At 59.9% G+C, this 19,085-nt stretch carries 14 protein-coding genes and 1 pseudogene; 7 read left to right on the top strand and 8 right to left on the bottom strand.

The window, feature by feature from the left end:
- Positions 1-528: 528 nt before the first annotated feature.
- The 4 genes from LB524_RS14545 to LB524_RS14530 all read right to left on the bottom strand — a co-directional run bounded on the left by LB524_RS14545 (position 529) and on the right by LB524_RS14530 (position 5,616).
- A complete protein-coding gene (locus LB524_RS14545) occupies positions 529-858 on the bottom strand; it encodes a hypothetical protein (protein WP_140789714.1) in 330 nt (109 codons plus the stop codon).
- 659 nt (positions 859-1,517) lie between these two features.
- Entirely contained in the window at positions 1,518-2,003 is a 486-nt protein-coding gene (locus LB524_RS14540; protein WP_224527475.1) for a DUF6074 family protein, read from the bottom strand.
- A 1,376-nt stretch (positions 2,004-3,379) separates the two neighbouring features.
- Positions 3,380-4,243: a YihY/virulence factor BrkB family protein gene (locus tag LB524_RS14535; protein WP_141907340.1), complete on the bottom strand. Its 864-nt coding sequence runs from the start codon at positions 4,241-4,243 to the stop codon at positions 3,380-3,382.
- A gap of 1,070 nt (positions 4,244-5,313) precedes the next feature.
- Positions 5,314-5,616 (bottom strand): hypothetical protein, encoded by a 303-nt coding sequence (locus tag LB524_RS14530; protein ID WP_224527441.1) that lies wholly within the window; start codon positions 5,614-5,616, stop codon positions 5,314-5,316.
- A 295-nt stretch (positions 5,617-5,911) separates the two neighbouring features.
- Here LB524_RS14530 and LB524_RS14525 point away from each other — a divergent pair, with 295 nt between their 5' ends.
- On the top strand, positions 5,912-6,733 hold the full coding sequence (locus tag LB524_RS14525; RefSeq protein ID WP_224527438.1) for a Ku protein: 822 nt from the start codon (positions 5,912-5,914) through the stop codon (positions 6,731-6,733).
- A gap of 154 nt (positions 6,734-6,887) precedes the next feature.
- On the opposite strand, the gene LB524_RS14520 is transcribed toward LB524_RS14525, so the two are convergent.
- The gene (locus LB524_RS14520; RefSeq protein WP_224527435.1) at positions 6,888-7,097 is read right to left on the bottom strand and encodes a hypothetical protein; all 210 of its coding nucleotides are present in this window, start codon (positions 7,095-7,097) and stop codon (positions 6,888-6,890) included.
- A 415-nt stretch (positions 7,098-7,512) separates the two neighbouring features.
- On the opposite strand from LB524_RS14520, the gene LB524_RS14515 reads away from it, so the two are divergent.
- Together LB524_RS14515 and LB524_RS14510 are read left to right on the top strand one after the other, a co-directional pair.
- Complete coding sequence (locus LB524_RS14515; RefSeq protein WP_224527432.1) at positions 7,513-7,854, top strand: hypothetical protein; 342 nt, start codon at positions 7,513-7,515, stop codon at positions 7,852-7,854.
- Positions 7,855-8,001: 147 nt separating this feature from the next.
- On the top strand, positions 8,002-8,319 hold the full coding sequence (locus LB524_RS14510) for a YMGG-like glycine zipper-containing protein (RefSeq protein ID WP_015316698.1): 318 nt from the start codon (positions 8,002-8,004) through the stop codon (positions 8,317-8,319).
- Positions 8,320-8,679: 360 nt separating this feature from the next.
- Here LB524_RS14510 and ligD read toward each other — a convergent pair whose 3' ends face one another.
- On the bottom strand, positions 8,680-10,452 hold the full coding sequence (ligD, locus tag LB524_RS14505) for a DNA ligase D (RefSeq protein WP_224527429.1): 1,773 nt from the start codon (positions 10,450-10,452) through the stop codon (positions 8,680-8,682).
- Between the two features lie 106 nt (positions 10,453-10,558).
- On the opposite strand from ligD, the gene LB524_RS14500 reads away from it, so the two are divergent.
- The gene (locus LB524_RS14500; protein WP_411909913.1) at positions 10,559-12,934 is read left to right on the top strand and encodes a putative bifunctional diguanylate cyclase/phosphodiesterase; all 2,376 of its coding nucleotides are present in this window, start codon (positions 10,559-10,561) and stop codon (positions 12,932-12,934) included.
- Between the two features lie 74 nt (positions 12,935-13,008).
- On the opposite strand, the gene LB524_RS14495 is transcribed toward LB524_RS14500, so the two are convergent.
- Positions 13,009-13,353 carry a hypothetical protein gene (locus tag LB524_RS14495; protein ID WP_224527426.1) on the bottom strand — a complete coding sequence of 115 codons (345 nt, stop codon included), beginning with the start codon at positions 13,351-13,353 and terminating at the stop codon, positions 13,009-13,011.
- A gap of 1,474 nt (positions 13,354-14,827) precedes the next feature.
- Positions 14,828-15,081 (bottom strand): annotated as a pseudogene (locus tag LB524_RS14490) (IS481 family transposase); the annotation flags it as partial.
- Positions 15,082-15,492: 411 nt separating this feature from the next.
- Here LB524_RS14490 and LB524_RS14485 point away from each other — a divergent pair.
- From LB524_RS14485 to LB524_RS14475, 3 genes are all read left to right on the top strand, one after another.
- Positions 15,493-16,521 carry a LacI family DNA-binding transcriptional regulator gene (locus LB524_RS14485; RefSeq protein WP_140617817.1) on the top strand — a complete coding sequence of 343 codons (1,029 nt, stop codon included), beginning with the start codon at positions 15,493-15,495 and terminating at the stop codon, positions 16,519-16,521.
- 188 nt (positions 16,522-16,709) lie between these two features.
- Positions 16,710-17,723 (top strand): SIS domain-containing protein, encoded by a 1,014-nt coding sequence (locus tag LB524_RS14480; protein ID WP_140617818.1) that lies wholly within the window; start codon positions 16,710-16,712, stop codon positions 17,721-17,723.
- Positions 17,724-17,760: 37 nt separating this feature from the next.
- The gene (locus tag LB524_RS14475; protein ID WP_140665927.1) at positions 17,761-19,083 is read left to right on the top strand and encodes an ABC transporter substrate-binding protein; all 1,323 of its coding nucleotides are present in this window, start codon (positions 17,761-17,763) and stop codon (positions 19,081-19,083) included.
- The last annotated feature ends 2 nt before the right edge of the window (positions 19,084-19,085 follow it).

Below are 19,085 nucleotides of genomic sequence, written 5' to 3'. Positions count from 1 at the left end.
TGAGCATACCTCGGTCGTTGGGTGCAGCAAGCTCCTCAGCTAACTTTCAATACCTGCGGTGTTCGCCGGACGGGTACTCGCCGGGAACCCTAATCATTGTCTCGTCTGCCGCGTGCCGGAAACGATTGCCATCGGCGGTTGAACTGCCCGAAGAGCAGGGCGACCGACGCCGGTTGGGGGGCGGGGGAAACGTCGGTCGCCATCAAGGACAGGGACCATGGATTCAGCAAACTGCGTTGCGATTGGTCCTAGTGAAAGGAGAGCCGATTCGGACAGGAATAGCAACTGCCCGAAGTGTACACTGGACCGGGGGCCCTCGTCTCGGCCGCGCGGCTGGCATAGCCAGGATGATCATTCCCATCCTCCGCTGATGTCACTTGCGCTCATTGTGCCGCGCGTTAGGCGCCGATTTACGCAATTGTCGCCTGTCGATGACTTCGGCATGTCGAACACAGGGTGATCGGCGCGGCCGAAGAAACGAGGGCCACGCTGACCGAAGCATGAAATCAGTGAAACCAAGGCTGGTCGTCAGTAAGGGCAGATCCGCACGCGTTCCAACACCCGGTGGTGGTGATGCCAGTGCCTCAACAGCTTGACCCGGCAACGGCGGTAGTGATGCCTAGAGTAGCGGTGCGGATACCGTACCATATAACTAGGATAGTCACCGTAGTAGCGCGGGCCGTAATAGCGGCCGCCATAGTCGTAGAACGGAGCTCCGTAGAACGCGCCGCCCGAAAATGGGCCGAAGCCACCGAACGGGCCAACGCCGAAGCCAGGCAATCCCCAAGCATCCGCCGGGGCGACCGTGGCGGCCGCGGAGGCAACAGCGATCAATGAGGCAAGTAGCAGCTTTTTCATGGCAACCTCCTAAAGGCTGATCAACTGCTAAACGACCGCAGGAGGCCTGAGTTCCCGATCGCTGATGTTTCCCTAGGTCGCTCGAGCCCTGAGCAGGCTTGCCGCAAGAGGACGCAAAAAATAATTGCCCGGGCGGTGTTGTCGGGACCGGTGGGTGGCCGCGCGCGGCTCTGTTGGAGTCGATCATCACCATAGGCGTGTCTCGATGCTGGCGGCGAGTGCCTCAAGCTGAAGGCTGAACCATTCCATGCCAACTCATGAGTGCTCTCCCTGATCGGTTCCGATGCCTCGGAGGTCCGCGCGGCTGTGACTTTCGCGGCACCGAGGTGGACTTTAGACTTTAACTTCGTCGACCAAGGCATGGCCGCCCAGCGTCGCACCAGCACCTATCGCATTGGGCCAAGATGAGCTGCCAGATGATCGAGCGCGACCTCTAAAAGGGGAAGGACATCCTCTGCGTGCAGCGCGACTCCGGCAGTGCTGCCATGGTACTCATGGCAACAGAGCGCTGCGCCGCTTGGCTTCCTCGCGCATGTCGCACGGGCTCATGTCGACAACCAGATCTTCGCGGGTGATCTTTCCATTCTCAATCGTGTCCAAGAAGTACAGCGTCATACCTGCCGGATTGGGCTTGGTTCCATGATGGTATTGTCCGGCACTTACCGCTTCGTATCGCCGTCTGCTAAGACTGTCGCGTTTCTGGCGGCCCGGTATTCCGATTCCCAAGGCAGCACCTCGAAGTCGGGCTGGTATCCAGACGCTCTGTAAACGTCCTGCGACAGGTAACTGCACCTGGTTCCCTCTCTCACGCAGACAAATGCTGGGACGCCTGGGCACCGGTAAAGGCCAATTATGTGCGAAACGAAACTGTTCATAGTTGTAGGCTTTTCATAGCCTGCGATTGCCGTCTCCATCCATTTTGATGAAAGCGTCGTTCGCATGCGTTGAACGGCACCAAAGAACCGAACGACCTCGGTGCGCGCCTGGTCTGTGTCATGGCCGCGTTCAATAGCGACTGACAACAGATGCTTAGCCGTTTCGTCCCAAAGAAGGGCCGCTTCATCGTTGGGAAGCCGAGCTATTGCCTCCGCGACGATTTTCACAGAAGAAAGCTCTCGGCTGACGGGAAAGGCAGACACTGACATGGGCTGAACCGTTCGAGCCTGATACACCCGCAGGGTATTTCAGGTGGCGGGAACAGGCTAAAACAACAGGCTCTGCCAGAACACCTCAGCTCGACAACTATCCACCGCTTTCATCAGCCCCCTTGCCAATTCGAGGCCTCCTCGCGCTCAAGGATCCCGCCGGGCCGGCACCGAATGCATGCAGCGGCGGCCGACCAATCGGTCCCCGTCGGCAGGGCGAAGCCCGTGTGCGGCGAAGAGGATGTAGCGCTCGCTTCGCACACGTCCACGGGCCCCGGGGCGACACGGCGCGTTTGTGAGTCCTGGATCGCGGCGGCCAATCATGATCAGCGGCGTTGGAGGTCCTGATCGCGCGGTTTGTAGCCCTACGGGAGCGGGTGCTTGGCCTTACGAGGCGAGGAGGGAGAGACTTACGATTTCACGCAACCAAGTCAGTTTGCCAGCATTGATATTTGGAAACGCCGGAGGAGGCTTTATGCTACATTATAGCGTGCCTCGGGAATTTGAGATCGGTGACGAGGTCGCGTTGACAGGCACGGTCACCTCGATACTGCCTAGCGGACGCGCCCAAGTAAGCATTCCGTCCTATGAGCAACCCTATTCGGTTGACCCGCCACCCAAAACCCGCGCTGGAGATGAGGTCGTTCTCGTCGGCGACATCATTCGCGTCGATCACAAAGCCGACAAGTTGACAGTGCGGATTGACTGCGGGGGTATAATCACGGTCGGACACTCTGCGATTCTCAGGTTGAGAAGGCACCGTCGGCCCTTGTCACGCTGACGCCCATAAGCTGCAAAGTGCAGCACGATGAGTTGCCGGTTGGATTTGCTCGAGCGCCATGCCGCGGCATTTCATCGTCCAGCTTGAAGGCCCGACGTTCCATGGCCCGCGGCGGATCGCAGGTGACCGCAGTCTGCAAACGCTAACTTTGTTCGTTGGCCTCACCAGTTTGTGGGGTACCCGCCTCCGACAAGGAGCGGCGCCGCGGTTCGCCTATTGGTGAAAGACGGCCCTGCTCACGGCCTATTTGTTTGCCGAATTTATACGCTAGACAGAGGGCACCGAATTGAACGAGTAAGCGTATCATGGAGGTCTCCTTTCTGGCCACCAAACCAACCCTGTGCGTTTAGGTTCCAGTTCTTCGCTGGAGGTTGAGTGCTGAGGCGCAGGGCAACGAGCTCGGTGGGTTTTACGAGAGGAAGTCGACGACGGCCCGGCGCTCGCGGGGGGCGAAACGACGGGTGGAGTTCCAGGTCGCGCGTGGTCACGTCGATCTTCATAGCCCTGGGCTCCGTGCTCGCTCCAGGAGCGACAATCCCGCACTTTTGCCAATCGCGTTCTTGGCCACGTATCGGGCGCGCTTTGCGGCCGTCGCTCAACCCGGTGAAGCCTCACCTAAGGGTCGCCGGCTTCCGTGTTCAAAAGAGTAGGCGTGAGTGAATTCGGCACCGAGAAGAAAAATCAGCGACGAGTAGTAGATCCAGAGCAGCACAATTATCAACGCGCTGGCGGCTCCGAATGAAGATCCCATGGCGCTGCTACCCAGGTACAAGCCGATCAGGCTCTTGCCGACCGTGAACAGCGCGGCTGTCACGAACGCTCCGAACCACACGTCGCGCCATTCCAGATGGCGGTCCGGCAGAACCTTGTAGATGGTGGCGAAGAGCACTGCTATCAGCAGGTAGGAAATCAAGACATTCAGCCCTTCGATCAAGATGGATCCGAACGGCAAAAGCCGGTTGATCGTGCCCCCTAGCGCGGTAATGGCGGCGCTCACAGCAAGCGAAACGATCAGCAGGAAACCGAGGGCGATCACCAGTCCCAAGCTTGCCGTCCGGGCACGAATCAAGCGAGAGACAGAGCCTCCCTGGGGTTTTGCTTTCCAGATCTCATTCAAGGCCGTCTGCATCTCACCGAACACGCCGGATGCCGTCAGCAACAGCGTCACCAGGCCCACAATGGTAGCGATGGCACCAGACGATGGGTTGGATGCACTTTGCAGTGCGCTTTGTATGACGTTCGCGCTTTGACTGCCCATCAGGCCTGTCAGTTGTCCCGCGACGGCATTGCGCGCTGCGTCCTGTCCAAATACCAGGCCTGCTACGGCCACCACCAACAACAGAATGGGTCCCAGAGAGGTCACCGCGAAGAACGCCATTGCGGCGCCATGACTGAAAGCGCTGTCGCCGATGAAGCCGGCCACGCTCGATTTCGTAATTCGCCAAGCCTTGTCCAGCATCTCTTTTTCCCGCTACCGATTACGAAACCTAAGTGGTCAGAAGTTTCGCCCCGCGCGGTGACCCTCTCAGGCCCGATCACCTATGTATTTTGTTCCGCGGCAGCGCAAAGGCCAGATGGTCAACCGCCATCGCCGTCCAACAAGAAGATCGGTTGATTGTTCCTGTCGAGTTAGCGTCAGTGCGGGTTCAATGGCGCTGGAGAACCACATGCAGGGCGTCACGTCGGCGCGTCCGCCAGAGTGACACGGCGAGGCGTAGCTGCCGGGCTCCGACATTTTGCCGGTTTGGGCTCCGACAAGATCAGGATGCGAGCCACCGGTTTGGAAACGCAACTCCCCGAGCGGGTTATCAGCCAACACTCCCCGGAGCCGTGAGATCTGAGAATTCACAGAATTTCGGTGGTGACCACCAAGACGATTCCGACCGCTGCTACGGCCCTGATCAAGATCATTGCGGCCTCGAAACTTCCTCCGACCCGGCGTATGCGGTCCATCATTTTGAGGCTCCGCTACCGCGGCCTATTTTTCAGTTTGCGAACAAGCACGGAAAGCTGCTCCAGCGGAATCACCAATGTTAGCGCCTCCGAAAAATCAGGCCGCACACGACTTGGCGCTCGCCCACCGCGATTCTGCCGGACCCTTAGCATAGGGGTCGAGCCGCGCCCTGAAGGCCGCTTCCGCGACACACTGGGCATGCCATCGTAGAGCCGTTGCACTGGCCCTGGTGGACGCCGTGAGGGCAGCAAGTCCCTCTGGAGGCCGGCCATTTGATGCAATCAAACACCTTGCCGGCCAAGACATTGCCGGCATCGAACTTCTGAACCCTGCCATTTGCAACCTGCCCGCCGATCGGAGGAGCAAGAATGCAGCAGGAGGAATTCGTTTCGGCTAATTCACGTCTCCGCCACCGGCCGTTGAGAGAGTTGGAAGCGGATCTGTGTAGGCGCTTGCCCTCCTCGCATGCTGCAAGAGAAACACGACTGGGACAAAGCGGGTCGGTGTCACAGCCAACGAGCCGCACGCCCTGGGCTTGCCGCACCTCAAGCGCCCGGGTTCGTCGGTGTCGGTGCCTATGTCAGTTCATAGTAGAAATCGCAGATCAGGTCCGCCACCTTGACGGCTTCAAAGTCCGTCATATGGGCGGTCGTCTCGATGGCGACCGTTTCAATGTTGTCTTGGTCGGCGGCAAGAAGGTCCAAAATCCTGGCGAACTTGAACTTGAGCTCGCGGTCGCCCTCGAATTCATCGAGCGTGACATGCAAAACGTTCAGGTTTGCATCGATCAATCGTGTTTGGATGGGATCGGAAGAGGCGGCTAGCGTGCGAACTGCCGCGAAAAAATGCTCGCGCGCATTGGCGTATTTGTCGTCCATTTTGTCAAACCTTATGATCAGTCGATGCGCCCTGGACGTGGGCGGGAAGGTCGGCTTAAGCCTTGGCTCAAACTGAGTCAAATGTGGCGCACGGTGGGCACGTGACCGGCAAACGCCGGTGCCGGCCGCGCATGCTCGAACGAGGCCGGCTACTGGTCCACAGCATTTCCCGATGATGTCCCGCTGTCGCCCAACCATTCCGGATGGCGGCGACCGAGTAGTGGAGCCCTGGTGTGCCGACGGAACGGGTGGCGGCTTCGTGTGTTCTTACTGACGGCTGACAAGGAGCAATGTCATGGCGGCACCCCGCGCGGTTTGGAATGGTTTCCTGAAGATCGGGTCGGTTTCGTGCGGCGTAAAGATTGTCGGTGCAACCAGCGAGGCCTCCAAGATCCATTTCAAGATTTTGAACCGCCAAGATGGGCTGCCCGTCAAAAGCGCGTATGTCGACGAAGAGACTGGCGATATCGTGGAGGGCGAGGACCAGGTCAAGGGTTACGAGGTGGACAAGGACCATTTCATCAAGGTCGAGCCGGATGAGATCAAGAAGCTCAAGCTGACATCGAACCACACGCTTGAGGTGGATTCATTTGTCGCAATTGAGGACGTCGACACCCGATATCTGGAAAAGCCCTATTATCTGATCCCGGCGGACGGCGCTTCGCTCGAAGCCTTTTCGGTTCTTCGTGATGCGATGGCGAACAAGCGCGTGGCCGCGCGCTCTTGCGTGGTGCTCTATCAGCGCGGGCGCGAGGTGCTGATCCAGCCCTTCCAGAAGGGGATGCTGCTGACCGAGCTGCGCACTCACAACGAGATGACGTCGGAAAAGACCGTGTTCAATGGCTTGGAAAACCCCAAATACGATGAAGACCTTCTTGAGATAGCCGGGCTGTTGATCGACAAGAAAGTCACCAAGTTCGATCCGTCGAAGTTCGAAGACACATACGAGGACGCGTTGATCGCCATGATCGACGCCAAGCGCAAGGGCAAAGCGCCGCCCAAGCCCGCCCCCGCGCCAAAAGAGAACGTCATCGACCTGGCCTCGGTGCTTCGCAAGAGCCTTGCCAAGGAAGGCATCAAGGGCGGCACCAAATCAAAGGGCAGAAAGTCGGCATAGCGATGATGCGTAGTCGGGCGTACCCGGTATCTGCTCTGTTTCCGTACGAAACCCGCAGGCGACAGACGGATCCGGGTTTGCCGCCGGCGCTGTCTTGTTCGGCCACCTCTCTTGGTGGAGACTGTGCGACTCAAAGCTCGTGTCAGGGCGGCGCCTATTCCATGTCTGGAACATCGCCGATGACGAAATGGTTGTGGCGACCGTCGTCGCCCAATGCACGGTCCGCGTCTCGGCTCCACGCAATCACGCCGACATGCTTCGAGGCGAGCGTTTTGGCGGTCCTGATCGCCCGCTTCTCGCTTTGCTGATCAGTCTGGCCATCACCCGTGAACAGTTCGCCATCTTGGCCGCGGTCGAATGCCACGACAATGATGAGTTTCGGCCTATTCTGACAAGGCGGATCACAGTGGGACACCCGGCATAGTCCCAGCTTTCGAGCGCGAATATCTCAGCTGCTGCCGCTGCGGAGATGCGCGCTGCCGCAAACTCATTGGCGGCTTCGATGGCGCGCTGCTCCTCTTTTGAGAAAGCTCCTTCGATCTCCAGCTGAACCTCATTGTTCGGCGCCATCGCCAGTGGACCAATGTGAACAAAATGAGAACAAACAGTCGGGCACGGCCTTGACGGGGAAGGAATATGTTCCTTATTCCTGGAACAGATGAGAAGCAGAGGCTTATGCCAAGACGCCAAACGCGCTCGGGCGACGGCCAGGTTATGCCCCAAAGAGGTGGCCTCCGACCGGAAAGATCCACCCGCCGCGAACCAAGAGGATGTACAAAATGCACGACCTGATCGCCTTCTTCCAAACGAATGCAGCATTGGTCATCGGCAACCCGATAACGTTTGCCACTTTCTCAGTGCTGTTCGGGAGCGGAGGATTCGTCGCAGGGCGCTACTTTCTGACCGAGCGCATCGCGAACTTGGAAAGCCGGATCATAAGGCGCGATGAAGAAATCGCAGCGCTGAAAACTGGAGGTAGGAAAAAGGCTGAAGAGCCGTCGCTCATCCCAATAATCGGCACGTCGGTGATTGAGAGCGATACAACGCCGCTGCTGGGAAAATGGCCGGACCGGCGCCAATCAGGGAAACTGTCAGCACCGCCACGGGAACGTCGTGCCTAACAATCTGGCTGATTAGGGCCCGTTTTAGATCAACGTTCAACCAGCGAGAAACCATGTCTCACTTCGTGAGACAGCCCGCCGCCGTTCCGCCGCAATGCCGCAGCACTTGGCGCGGTCGGCCCTCGCGGCCTCAAGGAGGTTCCTCAGATGAGACTCAACAAAGCGGTTTTGGCTGTCCTGATGACGGCAGCTCTGGCAGGCTGCGAAACGCAGACGGAAGGCCAGCAGCGGGCAACTACGGGCGCTCTGCTCGGCGGCGCCGGCGGCGCTCTGGTCGGCCAGGCTATTGGCGGCAACACGAAGAGCACCGTGATCGGCGCGGCCGGCGGCGCGTTGCTAGGAGCAGTGGTCGGCTCCGCCACCACCCCGCAGCGTCGTGAGGATCAGCTCTGCCGGTACCAGGACCGCTATGGCCGAATTTACACCGCGCCGTGCGATGACCGGTACTACAACGGCAATTATTGAGAAGGCGCGGTAGGCTCGCTCGATGGTATGTTAATGCGCCACGCATCTGTGGCGGATGAACAGGGACACCGCTATGCCTGTACAGGAGGGGCACATGCGAGGCGGTTGACTGGGTATCTGGCGGGATTTGCTTGGCATTGTGAGCCAATCAGGTCCTGGGCCAATGCGATGTTACGATTTGCGCAAGGATCCAGATCGAACTGAATTGAGACAACTTCCGACGTCGAACGCCGGCCCGAGACCGTTCAGCGCCCGTCCCCGCCAGGTGAGGTCCGCAGCCAGGTGTTCGGCAAGGCGGCAGCGGCGGCAAAATTGGACAGCACTGACACAGCACAGCGGCACTGGCTTCATCTCGTTCAATCAGGCTGCTTTCCTGATGGCTGCCTTGAACGGGTGATCCATGGTAAAGGCGTCTGGACGCACCCCCCGCTCAACCTGGCGCCATGTCACAGGGTGGGCGATCGGAAATGCGGGGCGTGCGCGTGGAGAGAACGCGCCCACGGCCGTGTTGCCTCTCCCGTTGCGAAGATAATCAATGAAAATACGTCCCGTTCTTGCCGCCGGCGCAGCAGACAAGAGGTAGCGGTCAGGATGTGCGTCAGCGAGGCACCGGGCAAGCGATTTGGCGAGTTGCCGCGCGTTGTCGTGGGTCATCTTGGTCTCAAGAGGGGCCATCAAATGGATGCCCTTACCGCCGGTGACCTTGGCCCAACTCTTCAGACCTGAAGCCTCCAGGATGTCGCGAAGCGCCAGCGCCGCTTCGATCACCTGCTCCCACTCGACGCCCTCCCCGGGGTCGAGGTCCAGCACGACGCGGTCCGTCTGCTCGATGTCATCAACGGTGGCGTTCCAGGGATGAAGTTCGATCGCATCCATTTCGACCAGCCCGAGCAAACCGGCGAGAGCGTCCACCCACACGCGCACACCCTCACCACCCTCGCGCTTTCGGATGCGCAGCTGGTGCACGGCGCTTGGGATATCCGGCAAGGGACCCTTGTGATAGAAAGTGGTCCCGCTCGCGTGGCGCACCAGCTTCAGTGGTCGGTGGCCGAGATGGACCAGCGCTTGCTCGGCAACCTGTTCCCAGTAGCGCATAAGGGCTTCCTTGGACGGCGAGACCGCGTCCGGCAGGAGCTGAAGAACGTTCTCACGGGGCACTGCGTGTCCCTCGGCCCTGTTCCGCCGCTTCGATGCGGCGGGCGGCTTTGCGGGGATCGTGACGAGATCTTCACGAAGGCCCTTGAATACCGCTTCGCGCAAGATGCCGCGGTCGGTGACGCTGCTGAACTGCACCTCGGCCAGAACGTCCGGCCTGACCCATGTGGCCTTGGGCTTGTCGATCGGGTGCGACAATGGCGAGTTGTCGACAATCAGCGGGTCCAGTCGCTCCCGGACCTGTCGCGCGATGCTCAAGCTGAAGCCACTCTGGGCTTTGCCGGCATAAAGCAGCCGGTCGCCTTCGCGCCTGCCGATGTAGAGCGAGGCGATCCGGCGCGGCCGAGCGCCAAGCTTCTCGACGAAAGCCACGACAGGAAAGGTGTCGCTCTTGATGCATTTGACCTTGACCCAGCTTGTCTGGACGCCGGAGCGATAGGGTGAATCGGCGCGCTTTGACACTATGCCTTCCAAGCCCATGCGGCAGGCATGCGCGAACATGTCCTTGCCGCTCACCTCGAGATGTTCTGCATAGGTCAGCGTCGGCGCTGAATCTTTGAGCAGCTTCTCCAAGGCGGCCTTGCGTTCCAAAAGCGGTTGCTGCCGAAGATCGCTGCCGTTGAGGTGAAGCAGGTCGAACGCATAGAAGATGAGCCTCGGCGAACCCGGATTGCCCAGCTCCCGTTCCAACGCTTGGTAATCCGGAAGGCCGGTCTCGCCCAGAACAACAGCCTCGCCATCGATGATCGCGGACTTTGCCCGCAGGCTCGCCGCCGTCTGAACGATTCTCTTGTACCGCCGGGACCAATCGTAACCACGGCGCGTGAAGGCTCGCGCTGTTCCGCCTTCCACAATGAGTTGGGTCCGGTATCCGTCATACTTGATCTCGTGAAGCCAGTTGCCGCCGTCAGGAGCTTTCTCGACCAACGTTGGCGATTGGAACTCGATAAATGACAGCCGGTCTTCGGTCTTACCCATGCGCACGCGAACTCCTGGAATGGGGAGTCAAAACGTGAGACGGCAATGAGTTCCGATAATTTTAGCGAAATTGCATATACCCGCGATGGTAGGTTTGCGGTCCCAGATGCCCACGCAGTTCGCTGCCCTCTCGCCGGTTTTTCATACTTTCGTCGCCGCTGCTCCGCGCGATGCGGCGACCCCGAATGCCAGGCTGCCGGAGAAGGGCAGGCACCCGGCTTCTCGCGCAGGGCCTTTTAACGGTCCAGAAGTCTTCATCGCCTATAGCGATCTCATGAAACTGCTGCGACATTTTGCCGAACCGACTCGTCGTCTCTTCCTGGTGAGAACGGCTTTGCCCGTCATCGCGCTGACACTGCTCATTGCTGCGATCACCACCGGGTTATTGCTTTGGTCCACGATCCAGACCGACCGCGTCGCCGCGGCGCGGCAGAAAAGCCTCGTTGCACTGATTATCTCCAAGCTGGAGAGCGCAGTGGCACATGATCAGGAGAGCGTAACGGTTTGGGACGACGCCGTTAAAGCTCTTCGCAGCGGCGATGCGAAATGGCTTGATACCAATCTCGGCAGCTGGATGCATACCTATTTCGGTCATGACCAGGTTTATATTCTCGATGCCAATGATGTCCCCATCTATGCGTTCACCGACGGGTCGACCGCTGACCCTGGCAGCTACCGCGCCATACACGCGACCACCGAGCCTCTCGTCCAGACGTTGAGAGCGAGACTGACACGAGGGGACACCGAAGGTGTTACCGAACAGGTGCTCACCATAGGTGCGTCCGACATGGCCGTTATCGCCGGCCATCCCGCAGTCGTCAGTATCAAGCCTGTGGTTTCCGACAGTGGCCACATCGCGCAGGTGCCAGGCAAGGAATTCCTGCATGTGGCCGTCCGCTATCTCGACGGCAGTTTTCTTACCTCCTTGCGGCAGGACTATCTGCTCGATGGCGCCCGATTCTCCTGGGACAGTAACCTTGCTTCCGGCGAGGCTTCGTATCCCGTTGTCGACCGATCTGGACCTATCGGCTTCTTCGTTTGGCGGCCATATCGCCCGGGAGCCTTTGTCCTCTTGCAACTCGTGCCCGTTCTCGTCGCCTTGTTTGGTCTGGTGCTGGCGGGTGTCATCATGGCCCTGATAGGCCGCAAGCGGACGTTGAAGCTGATCGAGACGGAGGGCCGGATCTACCACCTCGCTCACAACGATCTCCTTACGGCGCTGCCCAATCGCGGTCAGTTCAACGAGCGTTTGGCAGATGCGCTGGCGCGCCTGCCGTCGACGGACGAGCAGCTCGCGGTTCTTTACCTCGACCTCGACCGCTTCAAGCAGGTTAATGACAGCTTTGGCCATCCGGCGGGTGACGAGCTGCTCAGGGAGTTCGCGGACCGGCTAAGACGGCTGACGACTGAAGCCGACACCGTGGCGCGTCTTGGTGGCGATGAATTCATCATCATCCGACGCTCGGTTGGCGGCGAGAATGACGTTAAGGCGCTATGCGAGCATTTGATCGAGTCTGCTCGTCGGCCGTTCGAGGTCGCCGGGGTGCAAGTCTTTGTCGGCGTAAGTGTCGGGGTAGCGGTTGCACCCAAGGACGGGGTGGACACGGTCGAGGTGGTGCGGAAAGCCGACGTGGCGCTCTATCATGCCAAAGCCGGGGGCCGCAGCAGCTACGCCTTCTTTGGACACGAGATGGATCTGACGCTGGCCATGCGCAAGGGCATGGAACAGGACCTGCGCAACGCGCTGGATGCGACCGGCCAGATCCAGGTCCATTATCAGCCGCTATACGCCGCCGACACAAACAGGATGACCGGTGTCGAAGCGCTGGCCCGCTGGTCTGATCCGGAGCGGGGCTGGGTTGCACCGGACTTGTTCATACCACTGTCCGAGGAAGCAGGGCTGATTGAAAAGCTTGGCGAACTGGTTCTCAGACAGGCGTGCCTTGACGCGGTGGATTGGCCCATCGAGACCTTGGCTGTGAATGTGTCGGCCTTGCAGCTGAACAATCCCAGTTTCGCCATGCGAGTGACCAGTATCTTGTTGGAGACGCACATGGATCCGCGGCGGCTCGAAATCGAAGTTACCGAAAGTGCTCTGTCGGAGCGCCGGAGCGAATGCCGAAACAACATCGAGGCTCTGCGCAGCATCGGGGTGCGCTTTGCACTCGACGATTTCGGCACCGGCTTCTCCTCCTTGGGAAGACTGCAGACGCTGGAAGTCGACAGGATCAAGATCGACCGAAGCTTCGTGCAGGGCTTTGGTCACTCCAACGGTGACGAGGCCATCGTTCAGGCGATTATCAACCTGGCCCGCGCGACCGGACTTAGCACTACTGCCGAAGGGGTGGAGACCGAAAGCCAGTGCGATTACTTGCGCAAGCTCGGCTGTGACCAGCTCCAAGGCTTTCTGCTGTCCAGGCCACTGCCCAAGGGGGATCTTCAAGAGCTTTTCGGGGGCGTATCAGCGCGCGCCTCGGCCTAGGAAGCCCAGCGGGGGCGAGCCACAGAAGCTGCCATCCGCAGCGGCTGGATGACGGGGCCATCCACCGGGCCGGCTTAGCAGCCCTGGACCTTCAGTGATTTGACCATGCGAACGATAAGCGGATCATAGGGGACCTTCTCGTTGCGAGCATAGTTGACCGTAAACAATGCCGCTCTGTCCCCGCAGATCTTAATAGCCCGGATATACAGGATCTGACCGTCCTTCAGTCCCGAATAGCTCGCCCATTGCGGGGTCACTCGCTTGTAGATCACCTTCCAGCCGTCGTTCTCGTTCACGGCGATGCGATGCTCGATCTCGGTGCGAAAGCTTGCCTTGCCGAGTTGCGCCCCCCAGACCGCAAGAAATCCTTTGTTTTTGCCCTCAAAGGCTGCTCCTTGATCGGAGCGCTGGGCAAGCACAAACCCCGGGGGACGTCGAATACGAATCCGAGACGCTTGATCCCAAACCCCTCCCATTGTTCAGCACCCAGCAGGGAAGTGGGGATCATAGTGGCCAAGCTGAGCAGAAAATAGAGCAGACGTTTCATGGGTGTGTAGCCTGCGCCATGCAGGGCGCAGACCGCCGGCCGTGGCGGAGGGCCAGCATCCGCGGCTCCAAAGCCAGCGGACCTTTTCAAATCTGACGTGGCGCTGTTTGTTCCATTAGGAACTGGGAATATCCCGGTACGCGCGTCGTGGTCGTTTCGATAGGTGAGGTTTGCCTTTGCCCCGCAGCAACCCCCGGCAGGACGCGATCGCCGTCACCTTGTCGGGCGCGGCAACGGGTTTCGCGCTGACGGCAGAATAGTAGCCGGCACCAGCGCCAACATAACGATACGCTCGCCTGCTTGCGGCGCGGCTTGCGAAAGTAGCAAGGCGTGGCGTGACGGTTGTCCGCTGTTGATGTGGCCGTCGGGAACGATCCCGGCTTTTTAGGAAAGGTCGAGACACGCCTTGCATTGAAGGTTAGCCCTTCTCCTACGACTAGCAGAGGCTTTATTTTATCAAGAGCTTAAAGGGGGGCGCCAATGTCGACTAGCAACCGCTGGGCCGTGGGGTTGTCGCGGCCGGCTTCACCTTCCGGCGTCGCCCTCAGCATCTTCGCCGCACCTTTTCCTCCATGTTCTACTCCTCATTGTCGCGCGCGAATACCACGTTGGCGCCCGCCGCCTTCGGCATGTCCGCTTCACCCTGAATGATTTCGACAGCAGACAGCTTTCGCCCCGAAGCGGTCGATAGGCTGTTCTACAATTGGCCACTGCCTGGGGTTCTTGGTTCTTGAAAGCTTTTCGAACTTTCTGGGTCGCGCCATCACCCGAACTGCGGGCACCTGTGAAGGACTTCGGGTGCACGAATCTGCCGTGGGCAAGCTTGATCGATGCGCTCACAGCGTGTGGCCGGGTTTCCGGGGGGTAAAACGACCGGCCCGCCAACGCGTGTTAAAGGCGCGCGGCGCCACGGCTCATAGTTCCCGCGATCTGGATTAGCGCCTAACAGCGAAACATCTACAGGTAATTATCTCGATCTTTGGCCTTCTCGGCCTGGCAATCAACCTTCCTCACAGCGGCCCTGCGGTAAGCGCCTTCGAATACGCGGATAGCCCTTTCGAATTTGTCCCGATCAGGCGCCAAGAGCTTATCTAGCCCGTGGTACAAAAGGATGGAGACAGCCATCATAGCTTTTCCACTTTCGCTAGGTCTCAGCGCCGGGCACTTTTCAACACGCCATAGATGTTACCTGAAATGGTTGCAGCCCGATGCAATTTTCCGTCTGCCATACGTGCCAAGTAACTGATGTTTTGCTGCTCTCCCTGCCCGGCTGAAGCAGTCGATATTGTGAAGCAGATACCTGCGACGACCGTTACCCAAATGCGGCTCAATGTTTCCCCCTTTTTTCACTCAACTGGCCCCCACCAGGCGCGTGGTCCCGGAATGAGGTGGTGCGGGTTGACCCTGAAGATGATGGATCGTTTGTCCATGCATCGCAGATGACCTGGTAGAGGGGTGGTCGCCACTGCAGCGCCTTGAGCTGTTTGGCGCGCTAGGCGGTGACGAAGGCCAGGGCATGGGGCCTCAGGCTTTCCAGATCTTCGTCGTGGTAGACCTTGACAGCGGCGTCCTTGATCGTGCGGTTCATCCGCTCGGCCTGGCGAAGCCTTTTTGCGGCGTGCCTTTTCATGGCTGCTCCATTAGTCCCAACGTCGCCAAGTTGGAGGGTTGCCGAATGGCAGCTATCCGCTGACCTTACACAACAGCGGACGGTCGTTCGGCCCCAACCAGTCGAGCTTCCCCTTGGTCAACAAGCCTTTATCGACTCTTTTTGTAGGATAAGGTAGAGACACGCCTTGCATTGAACACTAGCCCTTCTCCTGGTCCGAAGGTTCGCCAGACCATACGAGATCATACGAAGGATACGGGTTGGCTAGCCATCCGGTAAGCCATTGTATTTGTTGGGGAAATTCACACCCTCCGGGCCCACCATTGTTGTTATTTACCAATAGCGTACGGGCAAGTTCGCCCGCGGGTTCGCCAAACGGGATATTACCGTCCCGGGAGCACAATGATCGTGACGCAGAAAGGGATCACCCTGAAAGACGTGGCCGCCGCGGCCAACGTTTCGCGCGCCACGGCGGCGCGGGCGCTCAACAGTTATGGTTACGTCGGCGACGGTACGGCTTTGCGCGTGCTGGAAGCCGCCGAGCGACTGGGCTATCGCGCCAACCTCGTCGCGCAGGCCCTGCGCAGCGGGCAACTGCCGATCGTCGGCTTCATTCCCGGCGACATCCAGAATCCGTTCTTCGCGCGCATTGCCCATGATATCGAGGCGGAACTGCGCAGGCACCGCCACAATCTTCTGATCGCCAGCAGCGAAGAGAATGTCGAACAGGAAAAGGAACTGCTCGAAAGCCTGCGTTCGCTCAGCATCCGTGGCTTCATTCTCGCGCCGACCTCGGCGACGGACAGCCAGCATATCGTGCAGCTCGCCCGTGAGGGCACGCCGGTCGTGCTGATCGACCGTGTCGTCAAGGAAGTGCACTGCGACAGCGTCGTCGTCGACAATGAAGGCGGTGCGCGCGCGGCCGTGGACTACCTGGTTGCCAATGGCCATGAGCGCATCGGCCTGTTGCGGGACGAATCGCGCATCTTCACCGCGCAGGAGCGCCTTGCCGGTTACCAGAATTCGCTTGCGGCGCATGGCATTGCCCTCGACCCGTCGCTGGTCAGCGTATCACGCTCGACCGTGGAACATGCTGTCGAAGCCACCATTCGACTGTTCAGCCGCCGCGATCGTCCGACCGCCCTGTTCACCGTGGACAGCCTGATGACCCAAGGCGCGTTGCTCGGCCTGCGCTCGATGGGACTGGCGATCCCGCATGATGTTTCGCTGGTCGGCTTCGACGATTTCAACCTCGCCACCTTCACCGATCCCCAGATCACCGTCATTGCGCAGCCGACAGCCGAAATAGGGCCGCTTGCCGCCAAAATGCTGCTCGACCGCCTGGCCGGCAAGAAGCTGGCCGCGCGCCACACGCGCTTCCCGACCCGTCTCATCGTTCGCGGCTCGGTCTCGCGGCTGCACGGGCGCTGATCGCCCGATCCAACTAGGCTCTTCCGCGAATTGGTCATGCGAGGGGGCTTGCCAACCTCTGAAATGCGTGCGTTAAATATGTGAGATCGATCTCACAATCAGCCTGATCGATGGTGGCCGCGGCGATCGCCGGCGGTGCCTGCAACGAGCGGACGCCCTGCCGCAGCGAAAATACGAGGAAGACCTGCATGCTCAACTTTGACAAAGACCGCTTCATCAAGATCCAGGGCGGAGCCGTCTCCTTCGCCGGAGAGGCGAGGGCGCTCATGCACCGGCTGCTCGGCGAGGGCGTCGAGCGGCTCTATTTCATGGGGACCGGTGGCGTGCAGCTTCTGACCCTTCCAGCGATCGAGCTGGCCGAGCGCAGTACGAGCTTCCCGGTGCGGGGAGAGTATCCGGCGCAGGTCGTGCTTGATCCGCCCGCCGGGCTGGACCGGAAATCGCTCGTGGTCATCCCGTCGCTTTCGGGCACGACCAGGGAAAGCGTGCAGCTGCTTTCCTTCCTGAAGCAGAGAGGCGTGCGCACGCTCTCGCTCACCGGCCATTCCGACACGCCGCTTGCCAGGGAAGCCGATTTCACCTTCACGAACTTCGCGGAGGACGACACCTCTTCGGAGTCCTTCTATCTGCAGTCGCTGCTGATCGTGCTGGCACTGCTGGCCGAGCGAGGCGAATACGAGGACTTCGACGCCACCGTGGCCGAGCTCAAGAGACTGCCGGAACTGCTGGTTGGGGCAAAGGCGGCCTACGAAGACAGCGCGGCGAAACTCGCCGACACGATCAAGAACGAAACCTATCACATCTTCACCGGCGCCGGCTCCGTCTGGCCGCAAGCCTACTATTACGGCATGTGCATTCTGGAAGAGATGCAGTGGATCAGGACCAGACCGGTCCATGCCGCCGACTTCTTCCACGGCACGCTGGAGCTGGTTGAACCGGGTGTGAGCGTATTCCTCTTCAAGGGGGAAGATGCCAGCCGTCCGCTGGGTGATCGCGTCGAAAATTTCATCAAACGATATACCGACAAGGTGCACGTTCTCGATGCCGCGTCGGTCGAACTGCCCGGTATCTCGCCTGCTGTCCGCAAGCTGATCTCGCCGATCGTGCTTGCGACGTTGCTGGAACGGGTGAGCGCGCATCTGGAAGTGTTGCGCAATCACCCGCTGACGACGCGCCGCTACTACAAGCGCGTCGAATACTGATCACCTCACCTCATAAAAACGAAGAAGGGAACTGATCATGAAATATTCAACACAGGCGGCAATCGCCGCGCTTGCCGCGGCATCGGCACTGGGTCTGACAATGGGACAGGGTATCGGCGCCGAGGCGGTCCAGGCCGATCCGAACGCTAAGGTCGATTACCAGGGAACGCTGTCGGTCCTGACGAAATTCGGCGCGCAGCAGCTCGCGCCGTATTTTGTCGGCGTCGCCCAGGACTATGAGAAGCTTCATCCCGGCGTGAAGGTCGAACTCATCCAGGAAAGCGACGACAGCGTCAAGGACAAGACCAAAACGCTGGTCGCGTCGAACTCGCTCCCGGACATCTACTTTTCCTGGACCGGCAGCTGGGGCGGAAATTTCGTGCGCGGCCATCGCGCCGTCGACCTGACCCCGGTCATCGGGCCCGATACCGAGTGGGGCAAGACACTGACGCCGGCGGCCGTTCAGGCCTTCATGTACAATGGCAAATACTACGGCATTCCGCTCTATCTCGACGCAAAATTCATGGGCTACAACAAGCAGGCGTTCTCCAAACTCGGCCTGAGCGCGCCCAAGACCTTCGAGGAGCTCCTGTCGTCCTGCGAGACGATCCGGAAATCGGGCATGACGCCGATCTCTTTCGGCAACAAGGAAGCCTGGCCGGCAATCCACTATGTGGGGCAGCTGCTCGCCTACGACGTTCCGCAGGCGGTACTCGAGAAGGATTTCGACCCCGGCACGGCGGACTATAGCGACCCGGGCTATGTCGCCGCGCTCACCCAGTACAAGCAGCTCATCGACAGTTGCACGGATGGCGGCGCCTCGGTGAACGGCACCTCCTATTCGTCGGCCATCCAGACCTTCAGCAACACGAAATCGGCCATGTACTACCAGGAAATCATCGAGTTCGATCAGAGCGCTTCGGCGGATTCCGCTTTGAAAGTATCCGATCTGGGCTTCTTCACCCTGCCTGTGCCGAACGGCGCGAAGGGCGACGCGAAAGCGATCGAAGGCGCGCCGGAAGGCTACATGATCAGTTCCGCCTCCAGCAACATCCCGCTGGCGATCGACTTCATGAAATTCGTCACGTCCAAGCAGAATGGCCAGGTGCTCTCGGCTCCGCCCTACGGGCAGCCCAGCGCGACCATCGGCGGGGCGTCGGAAGCCAACATGAACCCTTCCGTCGTGGCCGGCCTCAAGGAGATCGCCTCCGCTTCCTACCTGATGCCGTGGCTGGACACGGTGAACCCGCCGCGCGTGGCCTCCGCCTGGCTGTCCAGCCTCCAGGCCCTCACCGGCGGCTCGATGACGCCGGAACAGGTCATGGAGCAGGTCAAGCAGGCGGCCGCGGCATCGAAATAGGC

Source organism: Mesorhizobium sp. ESP6-5 (genome assembly GCF_020164695.1).
GTDB classification, from domain to species: domain Bacteria; phylum Pseudomonadota; class Alphaproteobacteria; order Rhizobiales; family Rhizobiaceae; genus Mesorhizobium; species Mesorhizobium australicum.
The sequence above is the reverse complement of the archived record's forward strand: the minus strand, read 5'-3'. Positions and strand labels throughout refer to the sequence as shown.